Here is a 26799-nt window from a genome sequence, read left to right as displayed (position 1 = left end):
AGTTGAATCATGAAAGATTTCATTTACTCGGAGATCTCCGGAAAGCTGGCGCATCTTATTAAAACAGAAGTGCTGAAAGCTGGCGAGCGCCTGCCTTCCGTGCGGATGTTATGCCAGGAGCATGGCATCAGCATGAATACGGCCAAAAGGGTTTTCCTGGAGCTGGAAGCGCAGTCGCTGATAGAATCAAAACCGCAGTCGGGTTATTTTGTGAGCCGCACTGCTTATCGCCGCCTGCCATTACCGGCAGTGAGCAAGCCTTCTACTTTGCCGAAGCATAAAGAACCGGCAGACCTGATTGATCGTGTGTATGCGAATATGGGCAATGACAAGCTCACGCTTTTTTCAGTGGGGGCAGCGGTAGGCTCACTGCTGCCGCAGGCGAGGCTCAGCAAGGAGATCGTTCATGCCACCCGCGAACTGAAAGGAGCGGGGGCGAATTATGAGAACCCGCAGGGAAACGAAAAACTGAGAAGGATGGTGGCGGCCCGCGCGCTCACCTGGGGTGGTAACCTGCAGGAGCACGAGCTGGTGACTACCAGCGGTGGATTGAATGCCATCGCCTATTGCCTGATGGCCCTGGGAAAGCCGGGAGATACGGTTGCTATCGAGAGCCCCTGTTACCCGGGTATCCTGCAACTGGCGCTCAGCCTGGGTTTGAAAGTACTTGAGTTACCAACACACCCTGAAACGGGGATCCTGATGGAGGCGCTGAAGAAGGCCCTGCCGAAGATCGATATCTGTCTGCTGGTATCTAATTTCAATACGCCGCTTGGCAGCTGTATGCCGGATGAGAATAAACAGGAAGCGGTAAGATTGTTAAGCAGCCATGGTATACCATTAATAGAAGATGATGTATATGGTGATCTGTATTTTGGTACGCATCGACCCAAATGTTGCAAGGCATTTGATACGGAAGGAAATGTGTTGTTGTGCAGCTCTCTCTCCAAAACACTGGCGCCAGGCTACCGGGTAGGTTGGGTGGCGCCGGGCAGGTACAAAGAAAAAATTATGAAACAGAAACTGGTGCATACTATTGCCGGTTCTTCCATCACGCAGGAGGCGGCTGCTAATTTTCTGAAGAGCGCCCGGTATGATAACCATCTCCGCCATCTCCGCAAAACACTGCAATACAATTACCGGCAGTATGTTGACGCCATCGCGGAATTTTTTCCGGAAGGCACCCGTACCAGCAGGCCGCAGGGCGGCCTGGCATTATGGGTTGAATTTGATAAGAGCATCGATGCCGTTGAGTTGTATGAGCTGGCCATGAAACAGAAGATCAGCATTGCGCCTGGCAGGATGTTCACTTTGCAGGACCAGTTCAATCATTGCATGAGGTTGTGTTACGGATTACCATGGACGGATGACCTGCAATTGAAATTGAAAAAAACTGGGAAGCCTTGCAAAGATGATAAGGAGATAACGTTTATAAATATGCAATGAATAAAACCTTACACAGGCCGTTTGATAAAATGCCCACCCTGCATGAACTTACCGATAATGCCTCCCGATACTCCGAAATTTCCTTCCAGCAGGTCCGTGGGATTGGAAGCCAGCCAGCTGCTCAGGTCTATCGACTGATACTCGCCGCTATTGAAACCAATCAGGATCCTGCATACTTCCGCTCCTGTGTTTTTAATATAATGACCTGCACCCATGGGCACATACCCGATATCACCGGCTTCATACTGTTCCGTTACGGCATTGCTCTCCGCCAGGAAAACCGTTATCTCTGCATTGCCGGAAAGAAAATATTGCCATTCGTCTGCATTGGGGTGCCAATGCAGTTCCCGCAGTGCCCCGGGTTGCAGTTCAAGTACAGACCCCGCAATAGTTTTGCTGATGGGGAATTCCTTTTCAGTCACCAGTTTTTGCGTGCCTCCGCCCGGGATCAGCCTTGGACGCTGGGATCCCAGGGGATAACGGTGCATGCTCATCAGTTCAGGCGCCGGCAATGGTGTGGCGATCACTGACCTCTCATCAGGTCTTTCACTTTCAGCGAAATATACTTCTCCTGCCGGTAAAAGTTCCGTTTCTTCCAGACTTAATCCAAGGTTCTGCGCAGCGATCTCTCTGGGAACATGCGCAATAAAATCCGTAATGCTGAAAGTGTGGTCCTCTGAAAAATCACCATTGTCGAAAATGAGAATAAAATGCGCTGGTACATCGCCGTTATTCTGAATAGCATGACCGTATCCTCTCGGGAAATACCATACATCACCGGGATTGAATGCATCTGTGTAAGCATCTCCACCGGGATGTATGATGGTTGTACGCACTGTGCCCTGCACCACATAACCCCATTCAGCTGCATTGGCATGCCAGTGCAGTTCCCGCATGGCTCCAGGTTCCAGTCTCATCGATACACCGGCAATACCAACGGATGCGGGGAATTCTTTTACGGATGCTCCGTGTGTACTGCCACCAGGTCCCAGCCTGGGTGGCTGTTTTTCAAGGGAATATTTAAAGCGGGATGATTGCGTACTCATAAAAAGAGATTGAATGATGGTTGGTTGGTTCCGGAACGCAGAGGCAAAAGACATCGTCCTTTGCTCTGGTCCGGGGGCTTCCACAGGCTAGTGGATAGAAGTAGCCGCTTCCCCGATCAGTTTCGAAACTTCTTCAGGGTGTGAAGCGAAGATGGCATGGCTGCCTCCTTTGATCTCTGTGGTTTTGCTGCCTGCGCGCTTCGCATACATTCGTTCAAGATCCGGATTGATGATGCGATCTGACTGTGCCACCATATACCAGGATGGTTTCTTTTTCCAGGCCGGATCATGGATGATGGCATGGAATGCGCTATCTGCCACCGGCATCTGCGCATTGGCCATGAAGGCTGCCTTTTCCGGAGCCAGATCACCGGCAAAATCAGCAGCAAACATTTTCGGATCGATGATATCGAAACCGTCTGCTCCCTTGATCAGGGATTTGTATGCAGAAGGATATTGTTTTCCGTTAGCAGCTTCGGATTCTCCTTCATCAGGGGCATGCGCTGCTATGTAAACCAGTCCGGCAACTTTCGGATCATTGCCGGCGCTGGTGATCACGGCTCCGCCATAACTGTGGCCAACAAGCAGGCAGGGGCCGTCCTGCAGGCTGATTGCGCGCTTCACGGCCGCCACATCCGCCTCAAAAGAACTGAGTGGCTGCTGCGTTACAGTAACGCGATAACCTTTATCTGTGAGATCATTGTATACCGGTTCCCAGCCCGATCCGTCAACAAAAGCGCCGTGAACGAGTACAATGTTCCTTACTGTTTTGTTTGAAGTCTGTGCACTGGATCTATTGGTAAATGTGCACAATAATGCGATGCCCAGGAGGGCGGAGAAGAAGGTTTTCATGATCCTAAGTTTTAATGGTTGAAAGAAGAATTAACTGAGGTGGGCCCTGAGCATCCAGGCCATCTTTTCATGGGTTTCCATCAGGCCGGTGATATAATCACTGGTGCCTGCATCTTTCATTTCACCGGCGAAATGGTTTACATTTTCGCGGAGGTGGATGAGGATGCTCTCGTGGTCTGCCAGCAGTTCTTTGATATAACCTGCACTGTCATTGGTGTTCCTTGTAAGCTCAGTAAGATGGGTCAGTTGAAGATAATCTTTCATGGTGGCCACTGCATAATGCCCCAGTGTGCGGATGCGCTCTGCGAGATCGTCTACGATCTCATCCAGTTCCTGGTACTGCGCTTCAAAGAATTTATGTTTGTTGTAGAAGTCGGGCCCCTCAACGTTCCAGTGTGCATTCCTTGTTTTGAGATAAAGGAGGAACTCATCCGAGAGGATGCCGTTCAGTACCTGGGAAACTTTCAGAAGGTGGTCTGGGCTGATGCCGATAGAAGTGTTCATTTGTTATGGTTTTTGTTATTGGTCAGTGTTTGTTAGCAGGTGCAACTTACTTTGATCAGGAAGGGTTCGCTCCTGCAAAACGACGGGTAGGCAAAACCTGTCGACGGGAAAGGAAGTATGTCAGGCGATTTATTATATTTGATTCATGAACGTGCTGATAGTTGACGATAATGAGATTGCCAGGGATATCGTAGGTCAGATCGCAGGCAGGATAAAGGATGTGAAGATCGTGGGCGAATGCGCCGATGCGTTACAGGCCTATAACCTGCTGCAGGAAACACCTGTGGACCTGATATTGCTGGATATCGAAATGCCGGGCATGTCTGGGTTGGAGCTTACCCGCAACCTGGGTAAGGGTCCCGTCATCATTTTCACCACTTCCAAAAGAGACTATGCCGTGGAGGCTTTTGAGCTCAATGTGGCAGACTATATCATCAAGCCGGTAACGCCTGCCAGGCTGATCCAGGCTATCGATAAGGCCAGGGAACTGCTGGCCAGCGCAGAAGAGGAACTGAATATGAACGGAGAGGAATTCATTTTTATCCGCGATTCCAGTATCATCAGACGGTTGAAACTGAACGATATCCTCTTTGTGGAATCCATGCGTGATTATGTGAAACTGCATACCGCGCAGAAGTTCTACGCCATCCACAATACATTGAAAGCTGTGGAAGACCGCCTGCCTGCTGCAAAATTCCTGCGCGTGCACCGTTCATTTATCATTGCTATAGATAAGATAGATACCATCCGTGACGGTGTGATCATTGTGCAGGACAGAACAGTGCCGGTGGCTGATGCGTACAGGGCCACCCTGAACAGGCGGATGAATGTGCTCTGACCCGTCGCCCGGAAACTCCTGTTTGTCGATACTTTTACCCTGCTCATTGCTTGTTTCCGGATCCTGCTGAACTGAACGGTATTTTTGCCCGGAAAGTTGATAAGTGAGGATTCAATTAAAACGTTACCCCAATGTCTGGCAAGCGGATCATTTTTTACATCATCGGGCCCTTCATCCTGGGCACCATTATACTGGGATACCTGGAGTACAATTCAACCAGGCATGTGAATGCGCTTGTTACCAGCAATAAACAACTGATGGATGAGTTTCAGATCACCAAAAACCTGCTGGACGCAGCCAAGAGCAAGGTGGTGATCGAAAGAAAGATCCGCGGCTTTATCGAATCCGGGGATACTTCATACTTATCAGGCCTCGACAGTGAGTTCAATGAAATACAGGCTGCACAGGATTTTCTGCGCACCATTCATGATGATTCCCTGAGTGTGGTATTGATCAGGGAGCTGAATAAAAGCATTCAGCTGAAAGTTGACCTTTTCCGTGATGTACTGCGTGCATACCGCTTACATGGCGTGAGGGCGGCGGAAGATACCATCAATTCCAATCTGCCTGAATGGGTGTCCTATGATATTGAAAGAAATGTACGTAAGATCACCAACGCCAGGGGCAACCAGCTTTCGCTGATCACGGATGATGTGCAGCGAAGCGGGCAAAAGGCCATCGAGTTCAGTTATATCGTAATGGCGCTGGTATTGCTGGCAGCTGCGCTGGTGTTTATGTACATCATCTTCATCATTAAAAAACTGATCCGATCCGAAAAGATGTTGCGGGACACGGCAAAGGTGAAGGAGAATTTCCTGGCCAATATGAGCCACGAGATCCGCACTCCGATGAACGCTATCATCGGCTTCACGCAGTTGTTATCACAAAAGAAACTGAATGAAGAGGAGAAGCAATATGTGCAGGCCATCGAGAAATCGGGTGAGAACCTGCTGGCCATTGTAAATGATATCCTGGATATTTCAAAGATAGAAGCTGGCATGATGCGGATAGAGCATGTACCTTTCAGTTTACGTGGTCTCATCAATTCCATCGGTACCATGATGCAGCAAAGGGCCAAAGGCAAAGGCCTGCTGGTGAAAGTGGAAATCGATAATAATATTCCGGATATCCTGGAAGGGGATCCCATGAGGCTGACACAGATCCTCAATAACCTGCTGGGCAATGCGCTCAAGTTCACAGAAGCAGGTACGGTATCACTGAAAGTGATGATGGCGTCACAGGAAGGCAATATTGTGAAACTGAAGCTGGATGTGCGTGATACCGGTATCGGTATCGAGCCGCATAAGCTGAGGCATATCTTCGGAAGGTTTGAACAGGCAGATGATACCATCACCCGTCAGTATGGAGGAACAGGACTGGGCCTGTCCATTGTAAGAGACCTGGTGGAACTGCAGCAGGGTATTATAGATGTGGAAAGTGAAGCCGGGCGGGGAACTGTATTTCATGTAATGATCCCTTATATGGTTTCCACCAGCCAGATAAATGATAACCTGGCAGTGGCTGGATCTCTTTTGCCGCAGCGATCCGGTTCCGGCATAACGGTGCTGATCACGGAGGACAATGAATTCAATCAGAGCCTGCTCACGCATATATTCAAAAACTGGGGTCTGCAGTTTGATCTTGCAGGCAACGGCCTGGAAGCCATCCATAAGATCCGGGCAAAAAAATATGACCTGGTGTTGATGGATATCCAGATGCCGTTGATGGATGGTTATACTGCGGCACGTAAGATCAGGAATGAATTGAAATCCGATATACCCATCATTGCCATGACGGCCCATGCCATGCCTGGTGAACGCGAGAAATGCCTGAGTTATGGAATGAATGAATATATCGCCAAGCCGGTGAAACAGGAGCAGTTGAGCAGCCTGATCAGCAGGTTCACATCTTTTGTGCAACCGGGAACTGTGGATACGGAAAATAATTCAGGAACGTTTCAGATCATCAACCTGGAATACCTGCGGGATGTGAGCGCAGGGGATATGGCGTATGAGCAGGTTGCAGCACAGAAATTCATCAGGGCCGTACCGAAAGCTATGGAAGAATTGGCGCATGCAATGAAAACCCGCGATGAGCAAAGGATGCGCGCTACCGCTCATAATCTTAAAACTACCATTTCAGTGATGGGGCTGAATGAGCTCCTCAATCCTTTACTGGATGAAATCGAATATTCTGAAGGGAATGAAGTACGCCTTCAGGCAGTGTTGCAAAACCTGCAGGAATTGATGGCAAAGGCCATGGAAGAAGCGCAGCATTTTTACAGGAACCATTAATTCGATATTTTTGGGATATCATTACTGCCTGTCCTGCCAAAATCCAAATTATTGTGAGCTATAGTTGACAGCGCATCCACCATATGAAAGAGAATTGATCCTGCGGGTTGCAGCGGGTGACCAGAAAGCATTCAGGATGCTCTATGATCAATATGTAAAACATGTATACGGCATTGCACTCCGGCTGATGAAATCTCCTGAACTGGCGCAGGATCTGACCCAGGAGATATTCACCAGGGTATGGATAAAAAAGGCTGGTCTACGTGAAGTGGAACAGTTCAGACCCTGGCTGAACACCATCACCAGGAATCTGGCCCGCGACTACCTTAGAAAAAAAGTGGTATCCACTGAATATGAGCCCTATCTCCTGGGCTTCTTTGCTGATCTTTCCCCTACTGCAGAGGAAACACTTGCCAGTCGTCAATTGCAGCAGGTAATGCAGGAGGCCATCGATCAACTTTCTCCACAGCTGAAGAAGGCCTTCACCCTGCATCGTTTCCAGGGACTTACTCATGAACAGATAGCCCGGGTGATGGATATTTCCCCCACTACCTCCAAAAGTCATTTGGTGAGAGCGCTGGCTTCCATCCGGGCTTATCTCCAAAAGCATTACCCGGAACTGGGCATCGTGGCGGCGGTGCTGTTTTCCCCCTGGCCGTAAAAAAAATTTCATTTCAATGCCATACCCTTTCCCTGTTTTACGTCCATACATATACACGCTCTGGGCCAGGTCATCAACGTTAAATAATGCATATGTCCGGAAATGATTTTGAAGAGCTGTTCCAGAAGTACCTGGCAGACAGGATGACGCAGGATGAGTTCCTGCGCTGGAAGCAGTTGCTGCAGGATGAAACCTATAGCCAGCGGCTGGAGGCTCAACTGGAAACCCTGGTGAATACAGACCAGTCTGCATCCGGCATGGATGCCCAGGAAGAAATGATGTACCGGCAGATCAGCACTGCGTTCCGGCCAAAGCAACGGACGCTGCAATTGCGCCGCTTTTATTGGTATGCGGCCGCGGCAGTGGTGTTGCTGGCAGGAGTGGGGCTGTACGTTCTGTATTTAAAAAATGGAAAGCTGGATGCTTCCACCGATCCGCTGGTTGTTGATGCATCCATGGATGCTGTACCGGGCAGTAGTGGCGCTGTGCTCACACTGGCCAATGGAAAAACCATTGTGCTGGACAGTTTGCAGAACGGTGTAGTGGCGCTTGAAAACAACAATACTGCTGTGCTGGAGAACGGATCGTTGCGGTATGAAGCGCAGGGACCGGCTTCTGGTGAAACAGCAAATAATACAATTGCCACTTCCAGGGGAAAGCAATTTCAACTGCTGCTGCCAGACGGTACCAGGGCCTGGCTGAATGCCGCCAGTTCCCTGACCTATCCTACCAGGTTCAGCGGGACTGAAAGGCTGGTGCAGGTAACAGGGGAAGTGTTCTTTGAGGTGGCCAGGGACCGTAACAAACCATTCAGGGTGCAGGCTCCTGCAAATACTTTCATAGAAGTAACAGGTACCCTGTTCAATGTGAACGCCTATACTGATGAACCTGCCATTACCACCACCCTTACACAGGGAGCCGTGAACCTTCGCGCATCCGGAAGGCTGCAACCCCTCAGGCCGGGGCAACAGGCCCGGATAGAGGAAGGAAGGATCAGTGTGAACGATCAGGTAGATACTGCCCAGGTACTTGCCTGGAAGAATGGGGTATTTGACATGAACAACGCTGAATTGCCAACGGTAATGCGACAGTTGGCGCGTTGGTACGATGTGGACATTGTGTACGAAAAGCAACCTTCCTCTATCCGTTTCGGTGGTAAGATGCAGCGCAATCTGCGCCTGTCGCAGGTTTTGAACGGTATGGCCGGTATGGGTGTGCAGTTCAGGATCGAAGCAGGAAGGAAATTGGTAGTGTATTAACCAATTCATTCTTACAGTATAATCAATCCGTACCCTATCCTATACAAAAAAGAAACCGGAAGTGGTTCGAGCACTTCCGGCGAAATTTTGGATCAACTGCTATTTATTGTTCAACCCAAAACTGTTACGAAGTTATGCAAATCAAAGCGCTTTGTGACCAGGCTGCTATTGTCTGGCGCGGCCTGAGTACCAAAACAATTCTGAAAACAATGAAACTGACCGCCTTTTTCCTTTTTGCTTTCAGTATGTCCATTTCCGCAAGGGGGCTTTCACAAACGGTGACCCTTACAGGTAAGGAAATGCCACTGAAGAAGATCTTTGCCGAGATCGAAAAGCAAACAGGCTATTTTGTTGTCTGGAACAACAACCAGATCAGCCAGTCAAAACCTGTTGATGTGCAGGCGAACAAACAACCGCTTGAGAGCTTTATCAAACAGGTGTTGCGCAATCAGCCACTGGAATATACCATCGAGAACCAAACCATCTTTATCCGCCAGAAACCGAAGAGCGATCCTGCAAAAAATACGTTGTCGATTGCTGCGGCAGCCGATCCTTTTACGGGTTATGTGAAAGATAATAACGGAGATCCTCTCACCGGTGCCACCGTTACTGTGAAAGGGACCCCCATTTCTGTTGCCACAGGCATCAGAGGCTATTTTATGATAGATGCCAAACCGGGCCAGACACTGGTGTTCTCATTCGTGGGATTTGAAACATATGAACTGAAACTGGGAGATCAGAAAGAACTGACTGTGGTAATGGCCCCTTCCGCCAATGCGCTGGATGAGATGGTAGTGGTGGGCTATGGAACTGCAGTCAGAAGGAGCAATACGGGCAGTGTATCAACCGTAAAAAATAAAGACATTGCTTCACAACCCGTAGCTGATCCACTGGCTGCGCTGCAGGGAAGGGTACCAGGACTTTTCATAGCTTCATCCAGTGGATTCCGCGGCTCCAATTATTCTGTGATGCTGCGGGGCAGGAACTCTATCGGTGGAGGCAATGATCCGCTGTACATCATAGACGGTGTACCATTCTTTTCGGAGTCCATTGATCAGTTCACCAGCGCAGGAGGCAATCAAAGCCCGCTTGCTACCATCAATCCTTCAGATATAGAGCGGGTGGATATATTGAAAGATGCCGATGCTACTGCCATTTACGGATCAAGAGGGGCTAATGGTGTTATCCTCATCACTACCCGCAAAGGAAAGACCGGCAAAACCCAGTTCGATTTCAATATCTATACGGGCGCCAGTAAAGTGGTGAATATGGTAGATATGCTGAGTACACCTGAATATATTGCCCTGCGTAAAGAGGCGTTTGCCAATGATGGGAAAACGCCTGATGAATCTTCAGCTCCTGACCTGCTGTTATGGGACCAGAACAAGACCACAGACTGGCAGGACATGATGATCGGGAATACTGCCAACATCACACAGGTGCAGGCCTCCGTATCTGGCGGTAACGAACAAACGAAATTCCTCCTCAGCAGCTCTTACCGGAATGAAACTACGGTACTGCCCAATGAGCTTCCATTCCGGCGTGGCGCAGTGCATCTCAATATCGACCACAGCAGCCTGAACAGGAAATTCAATATCACTGCATCAGTGAATTATTCAGGAACTAAGGATAGATCACTTCCTTCCGATATTACTTCTTTTTACAATCTTGCCCCCAACTATCCCATTTATGATGATGACGGAAAGTTCTACTGGTTCAACGTGGAGCAAAATCCGGTAGCGTACCTGCAAAGGCGATCCACTAACAGAACAAAGAACCTGGTGGCAAACTCCGTAGTACGGTATACCGTGCTGCCCGGCCTGAACCTGAAGACGAGTCTTGGTTATACACAAACCAATATGGACCAGTTACAGGTGTATCCCAATATTGTATTCAACCCGGTTACTTCTACAGGAAGCATGACCTATTTCGGGAACAGTGAAGTATCGTCCTATATCATCGAGCCACAGTTGGATTATTCCCGCAAGATCAGTGAAGGCATGCTTCAACTACTGGCGGGTGGCAGCTGGCAGGAAAACATCAGGCAGGGAGAGAGTTTTGTAGGCGAGAATTTTTCAAGCGATGCCTTGCTGGAAGACATACGCTCCGCCGGGAAAGTAACCCTGCGTCCGACCCTCTACAAGAAATACCATTACAACTCATTCTTCGGAAGATTGAACTATAACTGGAAAGAAAAATATATCGTGAATGCCACTTTCCGCCGCGATGGTTCCACCCGTTTCGGTCCGGGTTATCGCTTTGGTAATTTCGGCGCAGTGGGCGCCGCCTGGCTATTCACAGAGGAAGGCTTCTTCCCGGATAACAGCATCCTCAGCTATGGAAAGCTGAGGGCCAGTTATGGCACAACAGGCAATGACCAGATTGACGATTACAGGTACCTTGAAACCTGGAAGTCTACTTCCTTTGCTTATGACGGAGTTTCAGGGATCTATCCCACAAGGCTTGCCAACCCTTCTTTCAGGTGGGAAGAGAACCGGAAGCTGGAAGCTGCGCTGGAACTGGGTTTTTTACAGGACAGGATCCTGCTGACCACTAATTTCTACAGGAATATATCAGATAACCAGCTGTTGGATTTTGCACTCACTCCACAGGTGGGCTTTACAGAGATCACGGCCAATTTTCCCGCTACGGTGCTCAATACAGGATGGGAATTTGATCTGAACACCACCAATATCAAAGGGCGGGATTTCACCTGGAAAACAGCCTTCAACCTTACCATCAATCAGAATAAACTGAAGTCGTTCCCCGGACTTGAGTCCTCCAGTTACAAGGACCTGCTGGTACTGGATAAATCACTCACTATTGTGAAGGGATATCAGTTCAACCGCATCGACCCCCAAACAGGATTGCCTGAATTTGAAGATATCAACAAAACAAATTCCATTTCAGAGTTTGATGATTACGTGATACTGGGCAAGACCATGCCGGAGTATTATGGCGGTTTCAGGAACACTTTCAATTACAAAGGATTTGAGCTTGATTTCCTTTTCCAGTTTGTAAAACAGGAAGGAAAGAATATCAATTATGGCTACTTGTCCCAGCAGCCAGGTTCTCTTAAGAATGCCACAGTAGATGCAGGCGAGCGCTGGCGCAAGCCCAATGATATTGTTTCCGTGCCGAAGGCAAGCACTACTGCCGCCGGTTCTGTATATGATTTTTACCGTTTGTCTTCCGCCATGTGGGGCGATGCCAGTTATATCAGGCTGAAGAATCTTTCCCTGCGCTATGATCTCTCTAAGCTGGTGAAACGCTACAAGCTGAACAGCCTGAGCGTGTATGTGCTGGGGCAGAACCTGATCACCATTACCGGGTATGATGGCCTTGATCCGGAAACGCAGGGGCTGGTGATGCCGCCGTTGAAAACCATCACGGCAGGTCTTCAGTTCACTTTCTAAACGGTACTTCAATCAATCAAAAAAAGGAATGTATGAAACGCAATTATATTTTACTGTCGCTGCTGCTGTTGACCGGGTTGTCATCCTGCAAGAAGTTTGTGGAAACAACTCAGCCAAGGAATGAGCTGGCGGCAGACCTGGTGTTCACTGATGATAAAACTGCTACGGCCGCCATGGTAGGTCTGTACAGCAATATGAACTCATTCAATTATTTCTATGCCAATGTGCTGATGAACTATCTCACCGCCATGCAGGCCGATGATATGTATTATTATACGGGATTCGAGAACTATGATGTATTCCTGAAAAATACACTGCTGCCATCAAGCCAGTATGTGCAGAGTATGTGGAGGGATCAGTATTCCTATATCTATCATGCTAACTCCTGCATTGAAGGCCTGACCGGAGCTACGGCGCTGACGCCTTCCGTAAAGAACCAACTGCTGGGCGAAGCTTATTTTATGCGCGCCTTCCTGCATTTCTACCTGGTGAATATGTATGGAGATGTACCCCTGATCACCAATACGGATTATGTTGCCAATGGTGTGAAGCCTCGTGAAAAAACAGCGCTGGTGTATGATCAGATCATCACAGATCTGAAGGAAGCCAAATCATTGATGGCGGACAATTACCCTTCCGGTAACCGCGTAAGGCCCAATAAGGCAGCTGCCACTGCATTGCTGGCACGGGTATACCTGTATACGAAGCAATGGCCGCTCGCTGAAACAGAAGCTTCGGATGTGCTTCGCAATAATCAGTATGCATTACTGAAAGACCTCAATGCAGTATTCCTGGCCAATAGCCGTGAAGCTATCTGGCAACTGATGCCGGTGAATACAGCACTGGGCCGGAATACCTGGGAAGGTTTTACCTCCACGCCGGCCACGCCCACGGGTACTCCTTTGTTCAGGCTCGATACTACCAACCTGATCAAAAAGTTTGAAGCCAATGACCTTCGTTTAGCTAACTGGACGGGCTTCCGGAAATTATCATCCGGTGCTACTGTATATTTCCCTTATAAGTATAAGATCCGCACCAATAACGGTGCTGCACTCACTGAGTACTCCATGGTGATGCGACTGGCTGAGCAGTTCCTGATACGTGCAGAAGCCAGGATACAGCAGGATAAACTGGAGGATGGCCGCGCCGACCTGGATTCCGTGCGCATCCGCGCCGGGCTGACTGCATTGCCCACAAGTCTCGACAAGAGTGCACTGCTGCTGGCAGTTGAGCAGGAACGCAAGGTTGAACTGTTTGTAGAGTGGGGCCATCGCTGGTTTGACCTGAAACGTACAGGAAGGTCCAATGCCGTGTTGCAGCCCATCAAGAGCGCCAACTGGCAGGCCACGGATACCCTGTATCCCATTCCTTCCGATGCACGTAAAACAAATATTCATCTCAGTCAAAACGACGGATACAAATGAGGATGAAAAGAATTATCAGTACAGCCATTGCTTCAATGGTTGTACTGATTGTTGCTGCACAAAAGAGAGTGAGCATCACACCGGAATACCCTCAGCGCGGACAAACCGTTACCGTTACTTTTGATCCGGAGGTAAAAGGTGGAGAAGCTGCTGCGGGCCAGATTACAACGGCGGCCACTGAAGTAACGCTTGTATTCAGTACTTCCAATTTCTATAACCTGCCTTACCGGATCAGGATGGAAAAGAAGGGTAATGTCTGGACTACTTCCCTTTTCCTGGAGCGTTATGCAAGCTTTGCCAGCTTCTTCCTGGAAGCGGGGGAGCATACGGAAAAGCCGGCCACCGGGCATTTCGAAATTATGGTGTATGATCAAAAGAAAATTCCTGTGCTCAATGCCCTTTTGTACCGGGGGTACAGCCTGGCGCAGCAGTTCGGTAAATCACCGGGGCTTGCCGCTGCGGAAGCTGCAGAGTACAGAAAAGAACTGAAGCTGTATCCTTGGAACTATGAAGCAAAGCTCAGGTTGCTGACCAACCAGATGAATTCTGCTTCCGGTCATCAAAAGGAAAAGTTCAGGCAGCAGGCGCTGAAAGTGATTGCAGACCGTTTTTATGCTGCGCCAACAACCAGTGGCAACCTTGATAAAGTGACCATGGGGTATCATATCATCGGTGAACCGCAGCGGGTGGACAGCATCCGGAAAGTGGTGGTGGAAAAATATGCCGGATCGCCACTTGCCTGGGATTATTACGCAATGCAGATCGCCAGGGAAAAAGATACAGCTACAAAAATTTCTCTTTTTGAAAAGGCACTGGAAAATGAGACCAGCGAAACTGCGGACGCATTTTCAGATATTCACCGCCATCTTTTTAAAATATATGCTGCAAAGAAAGACAGCGCCAAAGCCCTGTACCATGCAGGTTTTATGACCAGGGAAAAGAAAACCCCTTTTACTCCCGGAACCTACAAGGATATTACCCAGGTACTCCTGGATAATAACCTGGCACTCGACAGCGCTGCCTGGTATGCGAACTATACATTAGCGATGGCAGACAGCTTCCCGGTTGGGTTGATCAGGTACTGGCCGGAAACAGGGTATGTATATCCTTACACTACTGACAGCATGCGCCGGGAAGTGTACAGTACCGCCCGCGGCAACCTGCTGTCTATGCTGGCAATCATCAATTACAAACGTGGCCGTATAACCGAAGCTCAGGGAAATATCGATGCAGCTTTGAGAGCATCTGTTGATAAAGAGACTGCCGGTAATGCCACCTGGTTCTTCAGGGAAACCAACCAGCCGGACCGCTTACAACAATTGCAGGATGCCCGTCTGAAACTGATGGCGGCAGAAGTGATCAAAAAAAGGATCAGCAGGCTTGCTCCTTCGCTCAGGCACTTCACCACCCTGGATGGAAAACCTGTTGACACCAATGCCCTGAAAAATAAAGTGATCCTGATCGACTTCTGGGCTACCTGGTGTGGGCCTTGCATGGAAGAAATGCCTTATTTGCAGAAGCTGTATGATGCTTATAAGACAAATCAGGATATCGTGTTCATGGTAGTGAACAGTGGTTCCCGCAATACCCTGGCTGATGCGCAGAAATGGTCCGGTAACCGCAAATACAGTTTTCCTGTGTATTACAATACAGACCCTGATGTATCAGCTAAATTCAAATTCAGTGTAATTCCAGCCACCTATATCATCAACCGGCAAGGGGTGATCGAGTTCAGCAATATTGGGTTTGAAGGAGCGGATATTGAAACGAAGCTGAAGCTGCAGATTGATATGGTGTTACAGAAATGAAAGCGAACGGGTTTGTAGATAAAGGTGTTGAACTGCTTATGCTTCAAAAGAACCTTGTGACTGTTCTTCCGGATTTGACTTCGCAATGAATGGCAGCAGCAATCCCTGTCCTACAATAGTCAGCAACACCACTACAGTTGTAATATAGATGATCACACTTTTCATAAATGGAAATTCTTCACTGTTCACCACCGTTGGAAGACCGATAGCGATGGCCAGCGAAATAATGCCACGCATGCCTGACCAGCTGATGATCATGCTTTCCTGAATGCTTAACAGGATGCTTGCAGGAATAGCTCTCCGGGAGGACTGTATCCTGGGATCGTTGAATCCCCTGTGCAGTTTCCGGTGATTCAGGAATACGCTCAGCGTTCTCAGGAAGAGTGCGGCAATGGTGATGATCAACCCATATACGGCATAGATGAGCAACTGGTCGTTGTTCAGTTCTTTCACTACTATCGGCAGTTCCAGTCCTATCAGGATAAAGATCAGTCCATTCAGCATGAAGGTGATCATGTCCCAGATAGTAGCAGACTGAGTTTTCAGGGTTTCCGGAAAACGCATGGCGCTTAAACGGCTCATACTGAATCCCAAGGTCACTACAGCAATAACTCCCGATGTATGAAAATGTTCCGCTACCAGGTAGGTAACGAAGGGGGCCAGCAATTGCAGGCTCAGTATGGCTATGGAATTGTGGCGGATCAGTCTGAGTACCAGACCCAGTATTTTTGCAATGATCAGTCCAATTGCAAAACCTCCCACCAGCAATATCAAAAAGGTGAGTGATGCATTCCAGAAGACAAAAGCGGAGCCGGACAAGGCTGCCAGGGCAAACCGGTAGGCAACCAGTGCAGATGCATCGTTGAGCAGACTTTCCCCTTCAAGAATGGTAGTGGTCAGGTGAGAAAGCTTCATGCTTTTAGTGATGCTCAGTGCAGCCACTGCATCGGTAGGGGCCAGGATGGCGCCGAGCACAAAGGCCAGTGGCCAGGTCATGCCGGGTATGAGAAAATGGGCGATCACGGCAATGCCTGCGGTAGTGGCAAACACCAGGCTGAAAGCCAGTGATGAAATAATGCCGAGGTTGGCCTTGAAGCCGGCAAACGGGATCTTGAAAGACGCATCATAGAGCAGCGGTGGCAGGAAGAGCAGGAAGATGATCTCTGAATTGATCTGCATCTCAGGCATGAAGGGTAGAAAGCCGATGGCTACTCCTCCAAGGATAAGGATGATGGGGGCAGATACTCTTATTTTCTCTGCCATGGTGCTCAGGATTACCATAATGCCCAACAGGACCAGGATGACGGTATAGTTTTCCATGGGACTAAAATAAGATAAATAAATATTTCAAAAACGCTGATGACCTTTTGCCTCATTGTCCGATTACAGAGATAAGAACAAGCAAACCTTTCTCAAACTAATGACAATGACACGTAATTACCGCTTTCTGTTGATGGTCTTCAGCCTGCTGCTGGCTGGGCTTTCCTGTAAAAAAGACAAAGATTATGATGAGCCGCCGGTCCCGCCCGTGGCTGGAGCGAAAGAAGTGCAGATCCAGCTGCCATCCGGCGTGAGTTTTGATCTCAGCGGCGCACAGCTGTCCTCTTTCGGACAGACTTTCGAGGTGAGCAAAAGTGGAAAAACACAGGCATTCGACCTGAAAGCAACGCCTCATATCGCCTGGCTTTTTGATAAGGAAAATAAACCCCTGATGGCCGGGTTCATTACAGACAGTACTCCTCATCTTTCTCCTGCATCAACAGCCAAAGTATTGCTCTACCTGGCATATGGCGTACGATACCGCTCAGATACCGTCACCAAAATATTCATCAATAAGATCGGTCAGTTGCCGGGTGTGAACGAGTGGATCGCGGAGTTCACCGGCCTCTGGAACAATGACCCGCTGATCTTGTCCAAAGCTGCTTTTGTTGCTCCGCTGAGGAAAACAATGGAAGCCCTGAAGGTTGACCGCAATCCCGTTGACATAGCTGCCAATAGCAAGCCCTCAGATCTGATAGTGGATGAAGGGGATTTCAAGAGTGGTGTACAGCTTTTCCAGAGTGAGCTCAGTCAACTGAGTTTCCATAATAATTACCGCAGACGTGCCCATGCTTTCCTGTACAAAATGAAATACAGGCTCAATAATGGCGATGAGCATGTGATCCTGAAAGATATCAACAGCAATACTGCGGCTGATAAGGACCTGGCCATCGATCCGGCCGCAGCCAATACCAGTCTCACCGGTCAGCTGGGCGCTTTGATCGAAGGAAAGGGTGATGATATCTTCCTCGCTAAAAGCGGTCCTGTTACACTCGAACTGAACGACACGGAAAGCGAAGTGATCTGGAAAGTGCATGTGGTAGGGCCAGGCGTTCCATATAGCAGTCAACCCATTACCAATTCAGAGATCGCTAAACAGACAAGACTGGAAGTGGAAACTTTCGCCATCGATTTCATGATGCCACTGATCATGGAAACCATGGGATGGAGTGAAAGCCTGGCAGGGAAGGGAATCGATATCGGCTCCGGTCCGGTGGAAAGTTTCATCGATAAGACCGATGTATTCATCAAGTCTGCTCCGGATGTATATGAAGAGATCAAGAAAGGTGATTACAAGCAGGCTGCCTACAAAGCACTGGCAGGCCTCAGCTCCAATGTGACCGATAAATTTACGGAAGACCTGATCCTGGCTGCCTATGAGCTTACCCAATACCTGGTAAAAGAAAAACTGGGCAATTCCATCGGCCAGCCGAAAGTGGATATCCCGAAATTCACGGAGAAAGGATTAGGCATATTGAAAGTGGTGAATGCCGCCATACTCGGCACTGATTATATGCGTATGCTCTATGCAGTGAGCAGCTCGCACCAGATGGAAGAATGGGAAGTAAAGGCGCGTAGCGGACAGGTGAAACTCAGTCCCAGGGAATCCAAAATGATCCCGCTCGACCAGCAGAAGATCACAGCAGAGATCAAGAATGTGGCAGAGACAGGTGGTGATACCCATCCTTTCTTTGAATGGAGCAGTTCCGGCAAATTCGGATACCTGAAAGATACCAAAGGCAATGAGGGTAAAGCGTTCGGAAGCGCAGATAAAGATGTGTTCTATAACTGTACCGCCAAATCTGCAGACCTGAGTGATGGTGATAACTGGGAATACATTTATGTTACGGCGAAGATGGGCGATAAGGTGATTGGTAAAGACACGGCAAGGATCAATGTCCGGAAATACAAATACCGGATGCTGCCAAAGGATATCACGCTCTCAGGAAGGAAAGGATCTGCCAATGAAGTGAAGATGTACCTGGAAAGGCTGGATGGTGTGAATGATATCAAACCCAATAGCCAGATCGATTTCAAGATCGTTTGGACTACACCTGGCAAGCATGGAGGACTTTCGGCTCCGGATCTGGAAAATGCAAAAACAGTTACCACCTACGATAAAAATACAGTCACCTACAGCTGCAAAGATGAAGATGTGAAACAAAGCACGGAAACAATAAAAGCACGGATCTATTCCAAACGAAAAGATGAAGCCACTTTCCGTCTTTTTGATGAAGTGAGTGGCACGGTGAAGATCGAGAATGATGAAAAGAAAAAGATCATTCACGTTCCCCTGACCTACCTGAATGGTTGCTGGACGGAAGGAAATTGCTATACCTACCCGGTGGCTGTTTTCAAAGTGGAGGATTCTGCCAAAAAATACCGCGTAAGGTTCTACAACTTTACAGGCATCATAAACATCGGAGATAATGAGTATGTGTATTCATGGGATAAAGACAAAGTGCCTCCCACTTATTACAGCACTTATCCGGAAACCAAAGATATAAAAGGAGGCAATTACTATATCAGCACGAGCCGCACCTGGTGCACCGGCCCGCCCAGCGGTTGTAATTCCGGCAGTTCAGCGGAATGGGTTGCCCGGTACCGGGAATTGTATGGTACATCGGTAATGGCAGAAGTAACATATTACTACTGACCCTCTTGATAAATGACGAATTAATTGGATAGTGATGGATGAAAATACGGCAGGGATTGAAATTTAAAGTAGTTTAGCTGCAAACTTCGCCCTTGATGGCCCAATCCGGCACTGATCTGCTTTCATCCATCACTTTTTTACAGACTCTTGAGTCCTCTGACGAACAGCTGCTGAAAAATCTCTACAGCAACAACTACCGGGGAGTAGAACAATACATCACTCGGAACAGTGGAAGTACCGAGGACGCAAAGGATCTTTACCAGGAAGCTTTTCTGGCTGTATGGCGTAATGTACAGCTCGGTAGTTTTAAGCCGGCCAATGAAAATGAATACGGAGCCTATCTCTTCCGCGTGGCTAAAAACAAATGGATCGACCAGTTACGTGCGGGCAAAAACAGGCAAATCATACCACTCGGAGATGAGTCACTGTTAGCTGCAACTGACGGAATGGAACAAACCGAAACCAACCAGTACATCGATGAAGTGATAAAGAAATTCTCAGCACTCGGAGAGCGTTGCAGGAGCCTGCTCGAGCTGTTCTATTTTAAAAAGCAGTCGATGCAGCAGATCGCAGCCTTTTTTTCCTGGACGGAAGAGAGTGCAAAGAACAATAAATACCGCTGCCTCAAACAACTGAGGGAATCGGTGATCAACAAGTTAAAATAATATGGCCAATCATCCACAATATGAAATAACACAGGAGGAGCTTGAACTGATTGAAGCGTATCTGTCCAAACAGCTGAACGCACCGGCGCAACAGGAACTGGAGCAACGCATGCAATCAGATCTTCCATTCAGATTGAAAGTGGAGGAAGTGAGAAACCTGATCATAGGAATTCAAGAAGCCTCCCTGGAAAGCAAACTTAATTCATTCCATGCAGCTGTTGAGAACGGGAAGCCAGCTGCATCCGGTAAAACTATCCTTCTGTATCGTCGTTGGTGGGCCGCCGCCGCAGTGCTATTACTGCTCATCGCTGCCACCTGGGTGTTATGGCCGAAAGCCGGAAAAGATGAACGCCTCTTTCTCGCATATTTCACCCCGGATACCGGCCTGCCGGTAGCTATGGGAAGTGCCGATTCTGCCAGCTACCTCTTTTATGATGGCATGATAAGCTACAAGGAAGAAAAATACGAGACCGCTCTTCAGAAATGGCAGCGCCTGGCCAGGGCAGGGGTTTCTTCGGATACGTTGAAATATTATATGGCCATGGCATTACTCAACCAGGGGCAAAACAGTGAAGCGGAAAAAATATTGTCGCCACTCGCTGAAAAGCCCGGCAGTTCTTTCAGTGAGGATGCCGGCTGGTACCTTGCGCTCATCCATCTGAAGAATAGTGACAGGATCAATGCCATTCGCCTGCTCAAAAAAATACCGGGCCGTGAAGATGCCCGCAAACTCCTGGCAGAACTGGAACAGTAAATACCTACACTTCTATGCGTGCAGTATATTTATTCTTACTGGTTATTTTGAATTGTAACGTACATGTATATGCGCAATCACCGTTTGACCGCTCTGTAAAATCATACAAGGAAAACAGGCTCGACAGTGCGGATTATTTCGCTCAACAGGCTATCCGTAATTACAGGCGGTCCGGGCAAAAAGACAGTCTGGTGCTGGCCTATGCGCAGCAGGCCCTGATCAGCTGGGATGCAGTGAGTGCAGCACAGGCAGTGCTTGTGCTGGATACTGCTATGAAATTGCTGAAGCAACTGCCCGCAAAAAGTCAGGCAGCAGTAGCGGTGTATAGTCGTGCTGGCCAGATCCTGAATCAGCAACAGGAATTTTCAAAAGCAAGTGCTTATTTAAAGAAGGCGATGCAGGCCGTTCCTTTCCCTGATACGGTGAACAGGCATGTAGTGGCCCTCTACAATAATACAGCCATTCATTACCTGATGCAGGACCACTATGATCAGGCCAGGTCCTGGGCAGATCGCGCTTACCAACTCAACCTGAAATTGCAGGGAGCAGATGGAGCGGATATGCCGGGTGTTCTGCAGACAAATTATTATATCAGTCAATACAGCGAGCACTACCAGCAGGCTCTGAAAGAAGGACTGGAGCTGCAGCGGGTGATGCAGCTGCATTATCCCGCCGGGCATCGAAATATCGGCATCATGCATAATAGCCTGGGTAATATTTACGAGGCATTGCTCCAATTTGAGGAGGCACTTTATCATCGCAGGAAGGCAGTGGACATTCAGCTGGAAAATTATACAAGGACCAGGAATAATGGTTTCTCGCTCGCTACTGCTTATCAGAACCTGGGCAATCTGTACAGTTATATCAATGAATATTCTCTGGCAGAGCAGTACCTGAGCCGGGGCACTGCTATGTTTGAGACCATCTATGGTGCAGAAGAAGCAGGTATGATCAAAATACTTACCGGATTGGCGGATAATAAAGCAAAACTGCAACGGTACCAGGAAGCAGGACAATTATTCCAACGTGCCTATAATCTGCAGCAGAAGCATGGAGCGGATGATTTCAATGGAATGGCCTACGTGGAATCTTTTTATGGAGATCTGTATCTGAAACAGCAGCAGTATGATAAGGCCGCTTCTTTTTACAATCTTTCGCTGAAGCATTTTAAACAGGCAGGCGCTTTGCAAACCAGGCTGGCGCTGCAAACCCGTAAGGCTCTGGCAGATGTTCTATCAGCAACCGGAAAACAGGAGGATGCCATTCTTATCTATAAAGAACTGGTGCAGGCTTTCCGGAATATCTATCCTGAAGGGAATGATGGAATAGCGGATAAATTGCAGGGCCTCAGTGAAATTTATTTGTCGGCCGGTAAACCCGTCCAGGCGCTGGCTTATTCAGACAGTGTATTTGCTGAGTTGACCGGAGAAAAGAAACTGGCTGCCAGTGCTGCCTGGATTGCCCGTTTGCCATTCAGTTATACGGTTTCGTTATACATGGTTCACCGCCTGAAAGTGATGCAACAATTGTTTGCTTCGTCCGGGTTGCAATCGCAGGCCACAGACATCCTGCAACTGACGGACATGTACAGTGATTTTATTGCGGTGCACCTGGCTGCTTTCAGAACACAGGCAAGTCTGAAAGAGTTGGCGGCAGTGCATAAACAATTATATGCTGTTGCTATTGAAACCTGCTGGGAGCTGAGTGCAGCGGGCAGCAGGCAGACAATGGTTGAGAAAGCGCTTGGCTATAGTGAGCAGAGCAAGGCATTGCTGATGCGGCTTGCTTCCAATAATCTGCTGGTGGATTTGAATGCCAGTGGTGCCGATGCGATTTCTGTGCGCGATCATGGGTTCCGTAAACGGATCGGGGAGCTGAATGCACAATACCTGAATGGCAACAGGCAATCGGATTCCTTGCTGCACCTGCTTACCGCTGCGATGGAAACCTATAAAGTATTTCAGGACAGTATCAGGAGATCAGGCAATACGGCATTGGTTGCAAAATACCGGTTGACGCCATTTCCCCTTGCTGACATCAGGAGAATACTTCTTCAGAATGAGGAAACCCTGGTGGAATACGCTGTAACAGGTAAATGGGTGTTTGTAATGGTGGTGAACCAGACTGTTTGCAGCATGAAAAGGATACCTGCTGATGCACTGAAAGATGTGCAGTCGTTGCAAAAACTGAACGATCTGTCTGCTGAAGCATTTGGAGCTCCGGCTTTCAGATTATACAATCGTTTGCTGCAGCCTGAAATTGGTGCAGTTGCACATAAACGCTTGCTGATCGTTCCTGATGGCCCCCTTTTCTATCTCAATTTTGATTTGCTGGTATCACAGAAACCTGCGGGCGGTTTTGCAGCCATGCAATATCTGATACGCGACTATAATATCAGTTATCTGTTATCTGCTGGCAGCGCCATTCAGTTCAGGAATGGGTTTAACCAGAATGAACAGCAGAAGGCTTTGTTGTTTGCTCCGGTTTTTACAGATGAAATGAAAGATCTTTACCGTAAAAGGGCAGCGGCAACCGGTTCTGAAGATTACCTCTATCTGCACCGGCAACCTTTTGCGCTGCTTGCTGCTCAAAAGATCGGAAAGCTGATCCCCAATGATCTTTATGCTGAGCAGCAGGCGCAGGAAAGCGTGTTCAAAGCCTCTGCCGCCCGTTACTGCTTATTGCACCTGGGAACACATGCGAGCATCAATGATGCAGACCAGCTGCATTCGAGGCTATACTTTGCGCAGGCAGATGACAGTTCCGGTACGGATGACGGCTATCTTCATGCCTATGAGATCTATACCATGCAGCTGCGTGCTGACCTGGCAGTGCTCACCGCCTGTGAAACCGGCGCTGGTGCTTTACAGGAAGGAGAGGGCGTTTTATCTTTATCGCATAGCTTTATGTATGCGGGCTGCAAAAGTGTGATCATGAGCCTTTGGAAGATAGATGAGAAAACAAGCATGCAGGTGATCACGGATTTCTACGATCTTCTTTCTAAAGGATACAGTAAGAGTGAAGCGCTGCGCAAAGCCAAACTGAAATTGCTGGAATCAAAAGGCGATAAGATGGCGCACCCGTATTACTGGGCCGGTTTGATGCTGATGGGAGATGATGCCGCCGTGTATGAGAAGAGTTTCAGGTGGTATTGGGTTATTGGAGGAGTGGCTCTGGTGGTATTAATTTTGCTGCTGGTAAGGCGTCGTACATTCAGAAACGCAGATTAAAAGATAAACTATGATACTGAAAGCATTGTCCGGGGAATTTGAATATGAAGTGAACAGCACCAGGAAACTGCTGGAGGCTGTGCCGGAAAAAGACATCGATTTCAAACCTTCTCCCATATCCTGGACCATGGGCGAGCTTGCCCAGCATATTGCAACTATCTATTACTGGTATGTAGGAACGCTTACGAAGGATGTATATGATCTGTCAACCGACACGTTGGAACGTGGCGCCACTTCCGATATACGGGCCACCCTGGCGTTGTTTGAAAAGAATGTGGAGCTGGCCAGGACGGCCCTGCAATCCATTAAAGAAGAAGACTTACTGACCGAATGGACCATGAAGATAGGGGAGCGGGTGGTGATCGGGCCAATGCCCAGAGGCGTCGTAGCACGCAGTTTTCTCTTCAATCATATCTATCATCACCGCGGCGAAATGATCGTTTACCTGCGCGCAACGGGTAATAAAGTACCGGGTTTGTACGGCCCTACTTATGAGCAGAACCCTGCAAATCAGGGGAAATAGCCTTTGCTCCTTCCAAAAACAATTCATTAACAAAAATACCTTCTCTTTCTTTTTAGATGAATATTTATTCATTTAACTTTGTGCCGTGAAACCGAAAGACGAAGGAAAAATAGAAGAGATCTTTGCAGCGACCCTGGCCCTGGTGAAGGAACAGGGGCTGGCGGGCATTACCATGAGCATGATTGCCCGGAAGGCAGGGTTCGCCACTGGCACGGTTTACATCTACTTCTCCAATAAGGATGAGCTGATCGTGAAGCTGTTCGACAAATGCGCCAATCATTATACCCGGGATTATTTTGCCGGTTACAATCCTTCTGATCCCTTCAAAGTAGCCTTCCACACCATCTGGATGAATATGCTCCGCTATTCCATTGAGCATTTCGACGAGCTGGTGTTTATTGAACAGTGTTTCCATTCCCCCTTCATTTCAGAGGACACGAGGAAAGAAACCAAAGACAGGATGCTGCCCTGGCGCGAGCTGATCGAGCGGGGAAAAAAGGAGAAACTGATCAAGCAGGTGGATGCCAGCTGGATCATGCTCTTTGTGAAAGGCAGCGTACGTGACCTTGTCAAACATTGCACCTACAATAATCTCAGGATCACACCGGAATTCAAGGAAGCCATGTTCGGAATGTGCTGGGATGGGATCAAAGACTGATTTTTTTGCTTCACAGCTGAATATTTATTCATTTATCGATTGATTGTCATGGCCTGTACATACAGGCAGTAACCCGTTTATGCTTTAACTATTATGAATATGCGCGCAACACAGAAAAGGGCTTTGATGGCGTTTTGCTTAGGACTGGCGATAGTGAGTTCCTTTGCCGCGCAGGCCCAGGAACCGATGCCCCTGGCATTGAATCAGGCGATAGACCTGAGTTTGCAGAACAGCAAACAGCTGAAAGTGAACAGAGCAAGGATCGAAGCAGCTACCGGTCAGCTGAAACATGCGCTGGATAACCGGCTGCCCGATGTGAAAGTAAGCGGAGCTTATATGTTCCTTACTTCTCCTAATATCGATCTCAAAACAGGAGGTGATGGTGGAAGCAGCACTGCTTTCCCAAAGCCCAACCAGGCGATGTATGGCATGGCCTCTCTGAATATGCCACTGTACTCAGGCCTCAGGATCCGCTATGGTATTGAGTCTGCAAAGTTCCTGGAGAAAGCTGCTGAAGCAGATGCTGATTACAGTAAAGAAGAAGTGGTGCTCAATACCATCAATGCTTACTGCAACCTGTATAAATCTATTTCAGCGGTGAGACTGGTGAAGGAGAACCTGAATCAGTCGCAGCAAAGAGACAAAGACTTCAGCAACCTGGAAAAGAACGGACTGATGGCCCGCAACGACCTGCTGAAAGCACAGTTGCAGACCTCCAATATCGAACTGGCGCTGGTGAATGCAGAGAACAATCTCAAGCTCGCCACCGTGAGCCTGAACCTGATGATGGGCCTGCCCGAGCAAACGGCTCTCCAACCGGATACTACCGGTTTCGATCATACGCTGACGGCTGAAACCATCGACTCCTACGAGCAACAGGCTCTTCACAACCGGAAAGACATAGAGGCACTGGTCCAGCGCAGGAAAGCAGCTGGCGCAGAACTGAATGCTGCCAAAGGAGAATACTATCCCAGCATCGGTCTGACCGGTGGATATGCAGCGGGATATATTCCCAAACTGCTTACTGCCACCAATATCGTGAACATTGGTGTGGGCGTTCAATACAACCTCGGATCATTGTGGAAAGCAAAATCCGGCATCGCCACGGCACAGGCCAATGAAAAAGAAATTGCCGCCAGCCAGGAGATGCTGAACGATAATATCAGGCTGCAGATCAACAAAGCCTACCTCAACTTTCTCTCTGCACAAAAGCGGATCGAAGTGCAGGGTAAATCAGTGATCAACGCCACCGAGAATTATCGTATCACCCGGAACAAACACGAGAACAACCTGGTGACCACCACTGAACTGCTGGACGCCAATGTGGCCCTGCTGGAATCGAAGATCGCACTGGAAGAAGCAAAAGCCGATATAGTAGTGGCTTATAACTCGCTGCTGGAGCAGGCTGGTATCTTAACGGCCAATCAAACCCATAAATAACGAAA

19 protein-coding genes are annotated in these 26799 nt (G+C 48.5%); 15 read left to right on the top strand and 4 right to left on the bottom strand.

Going from position 1 to position 26799, the window contains the following annotated elements:
• Positions 1-9 precede the first annotated feature (9 nt).
• On the top strand, positions 10-1446 hold the full coding sequence (locus tag ACTHMC_RS03650; protein WP_440410903.1) for a PLP-dependent aminotransferase family protein: 1437 nt from the start codon (positions 10-12) through the stop codon (positions 1444-1446).
• An 8-nt stretch (positions 1447-1454) separates the two neighbouring features.
• On the opposite strand, the gene ACTHMC_RS03645 is transcribed toward ACTHMC_RS03650, so the two are convergent.
• From ACTHMC_RS03645 to ACTHMC_RS03635, 3 genes are all read right to left on the bottom strand, one after another.
• Positions 1455-2492: a cupin domain-containing protein gene (locus tag ACTHMC_RS03645; protein WP_440410901.1), complete on the bottom strand. Its 1038-nt coding sequence runs from the start codon at positions 2490-2492 to the stop codon at positions 1455-1457.
• Positions 2493-2579: 87 nt separating this feature from the next.
• Complete coding sequence (locus ACTHMC_RS03640) at positions 2580-3344, bottom strand: alpha/beta hydrolase (protein WP_440410900.1); 765 nt, start codon at positions 3342-3344, stop codon at positions 2580-2582.
• A gap of 30 nt (positions 3345-3374) precedes the next feature.
• A complete protein-coding gene (locus tag ACTHMC_RS03635; protein WP_440410898.1) occupies positions 3375-3848 on the bottom strand; it encodes a Dps family protein in 474 nt (157 codons plus the stop codon).
• Between the two features lie 145 nt (positions 3849-3993).
• On the opposite strand from ACTHMC_RS03635, the gene ACTHMC_RS03630 reads away from it, so the two are divergent.
• The 7 genes from ACTHMC_RS03630 (at position 3994) to ACTHMC_RS03600 (ending at position 15548) form a co-directional block, all read left to right on the top strand.
• A complete protein-coding gene (locus ACTHMC_RS03630; RefSeq protein WP_440410896.1) occupies positions 3994-4686 on the top strand; it encodes a LytR/AlgR family response regulator transcription factor in 693 nt (230 codons plus the stop codon).
• 131 nt (positions 4687-4817) lie between these two features.
• A complete protein-coding gene (locus tag ACTHMC_RS03625; RefSeq protein ID WP_440410895.1) occupies positions 4818-6980 on the top strand; it encodes a response regulator in 2163 nt (720 codons plus the stop codon).
• 64 nt (positions 6981-7044) lie between these two features.
• Complete coding sequence (locus tag ACTHMC_RS03620; protein WP_440410893.1) at positions 7045-7641, top strand: RNA polymerase sigma factor; 597 nt, start codon at positions 7045-7047, stop codon at positions 7639-7641.
• A 92-nt stretch (positions 7642-7733) separates the two neighbouring features.
• Positions 7734-8900, top strand: a complete 1167-nt coding sequence (locus ACTHMC_RS03615; protein WP_440410892.1) for a FecR family protein — start codon at positions 7734-7736, stop codon at positions 8898-8900.
• Between the two features lie 134 nt (positions 8901-9034).
• Complete coding sequence (locus ACTHMC_RS03610) at positions 9035-12316, top strand: TonB-dependent receptor (protein WP_440410890.1); 3282 nt, start codon at positions 9035-9037, stop codon at positions 12314-12316.
• A gap of 32 nt (positions 12317-12348) precedes the next feature.
• On the top strand, positions 12349-13740 hold the full coding sequence (locus ACTHMC_RS03605) for a RagB/SusD family nutrient uptake outer membrane protein (protein WP_440410888.1): 1392 nt from the start codon (positions 12349-12351) through the stop codon (positions 13738-13740).
• A gap of 2 nt (positions 13741-13742) precedes the next feature.
• Positions 13743-15548, top strand: coding sequence for a TlpA family protein disulfide reductase (locus tag ACTHMC_RS03600; RefSeq protein WP_440410886.1), 1806 nt, complete (start codon positions 13743-13745; stop codon positions 15546-15548).
• Between the two features lie 36 nt (positions 15549-15584).
• On the opposite strand, the gene ACTHMC_RS03595 is transcribed toward ACTHMC_RS03600, so the two are convergent.
• On the bottom strand, positions 15585-16868 hold the full coding sequence (locus tag ACTHMC_RS03595; RefSeq protein WP_440410884.1) for a cation:proton antiporter: 1284 nt from the start codon (positions 16866-16868) through the stop codon (positions 15585-15587).
• A 106-nt stretch (positions 16869-16974) separates the two neighbouring features.
• On the opposite strand from ACTHMC_RS03595, the gene ACTHMC_RS03590 reads away from it, so the two are divergent.
• The 7 genes from ACTHMC_RS03590 to ACTHMC_RS03560 all read left to right on the top strand — a co-directional run bounded on the left by ACTHMC_RS03590 (position 16975) and on the right by ACTHMC_RS03560 (position 26794).
• Complete coding sequence (locus ACTHMC_RS03590; RefSeq protein WP_440410883.1) at positions 16975-19524, top strand: hypothetical protein; 2550 nt, start codon at positions 16975-16977, stop codon at positions 19522-19524.
• A 95-nt stretch (positions 19525-19619) separates the two neighbouring features.
• Positions 19620-20189, top strand: a complete 570-nt coding sequence (locus tag ACTHMC_RS03585) for an RNA polymerase sigma factor (protein WP_440410882.1) — start codon at positions 19620-19622, stop codon at positions 20187-20189.
• Between the two features lies 1 nt (position 20190).
• On the top strand, positions 20191-20943 hold the full coding sequence (locus tag ACTHMC_RS03580; RefSeq protein WP_440410880.1) for a tetratricopeptide repeat protein: 753 nt from the start codon (positions 20191-20193) through the stop codon (positions 20941-20943).
• Between the two features lie 14 nt (positions 20944-20957).
• The gene (locus tag ACTHMC_RS03575; RefSeq protein WP_440410879.1) at positions 20958-24173 is read left to right on the top strand and encodes a CHAT domain-containing protein; all 3216 of its coding nucleotides are present in this window, start codon (positions 20958-20960) and stop codon (positions 24171-24173) included.
• Positions 24174-24183: 10 nt separating this feature from the next.
• Positions 24184-24696, top strand: coding sequence for a DinB family protein (locus ACTHMC_RS03570; RefSeq protein WP_440410878.1), 513 nt, complete (start codon positions 24184-24186; stop codon positions 24694-24696).
• A gap of 85 nt (positions 24697-24781) precedes the next feature.
• Entirely contained in the window at positions 24782-25354 is a 573-nt protein-coding gene (locus tag ACTHMC_RS03565) for a TetR/AcrR family transcriptional regulator (RefSeq protein ID WP_440410877.1), read from the top strand.
• Positions 25355-25480: 126 nt separating this feature from the next.
• Positions 25481-26794 (top strand): TolC family protein, encoded by a 1314-nt coding sequence (locus tag ACTHMC_RS03560; protein ID WP_440410876.1) that lies wholly within the window; start codon positions 25481-25483, stop codon positions 26792-26794.
• The last annotated feature ends 5 nt before the right edge of the window (positions 26795-26799 follow it).

Source organism: Pseudobacter sp. (assembly GCF_051955275.1).
GTDB lineage: Bacteria > Bacteroidota > Bacteroidia > Chitinophagales > Chitinophagaceae > Pseudobacter.
The sequence above is the reverse complement of the archived record's forward strand: the minus strand, read 5'-3'. Positions and strand labels throughout refer to the sequence as shown.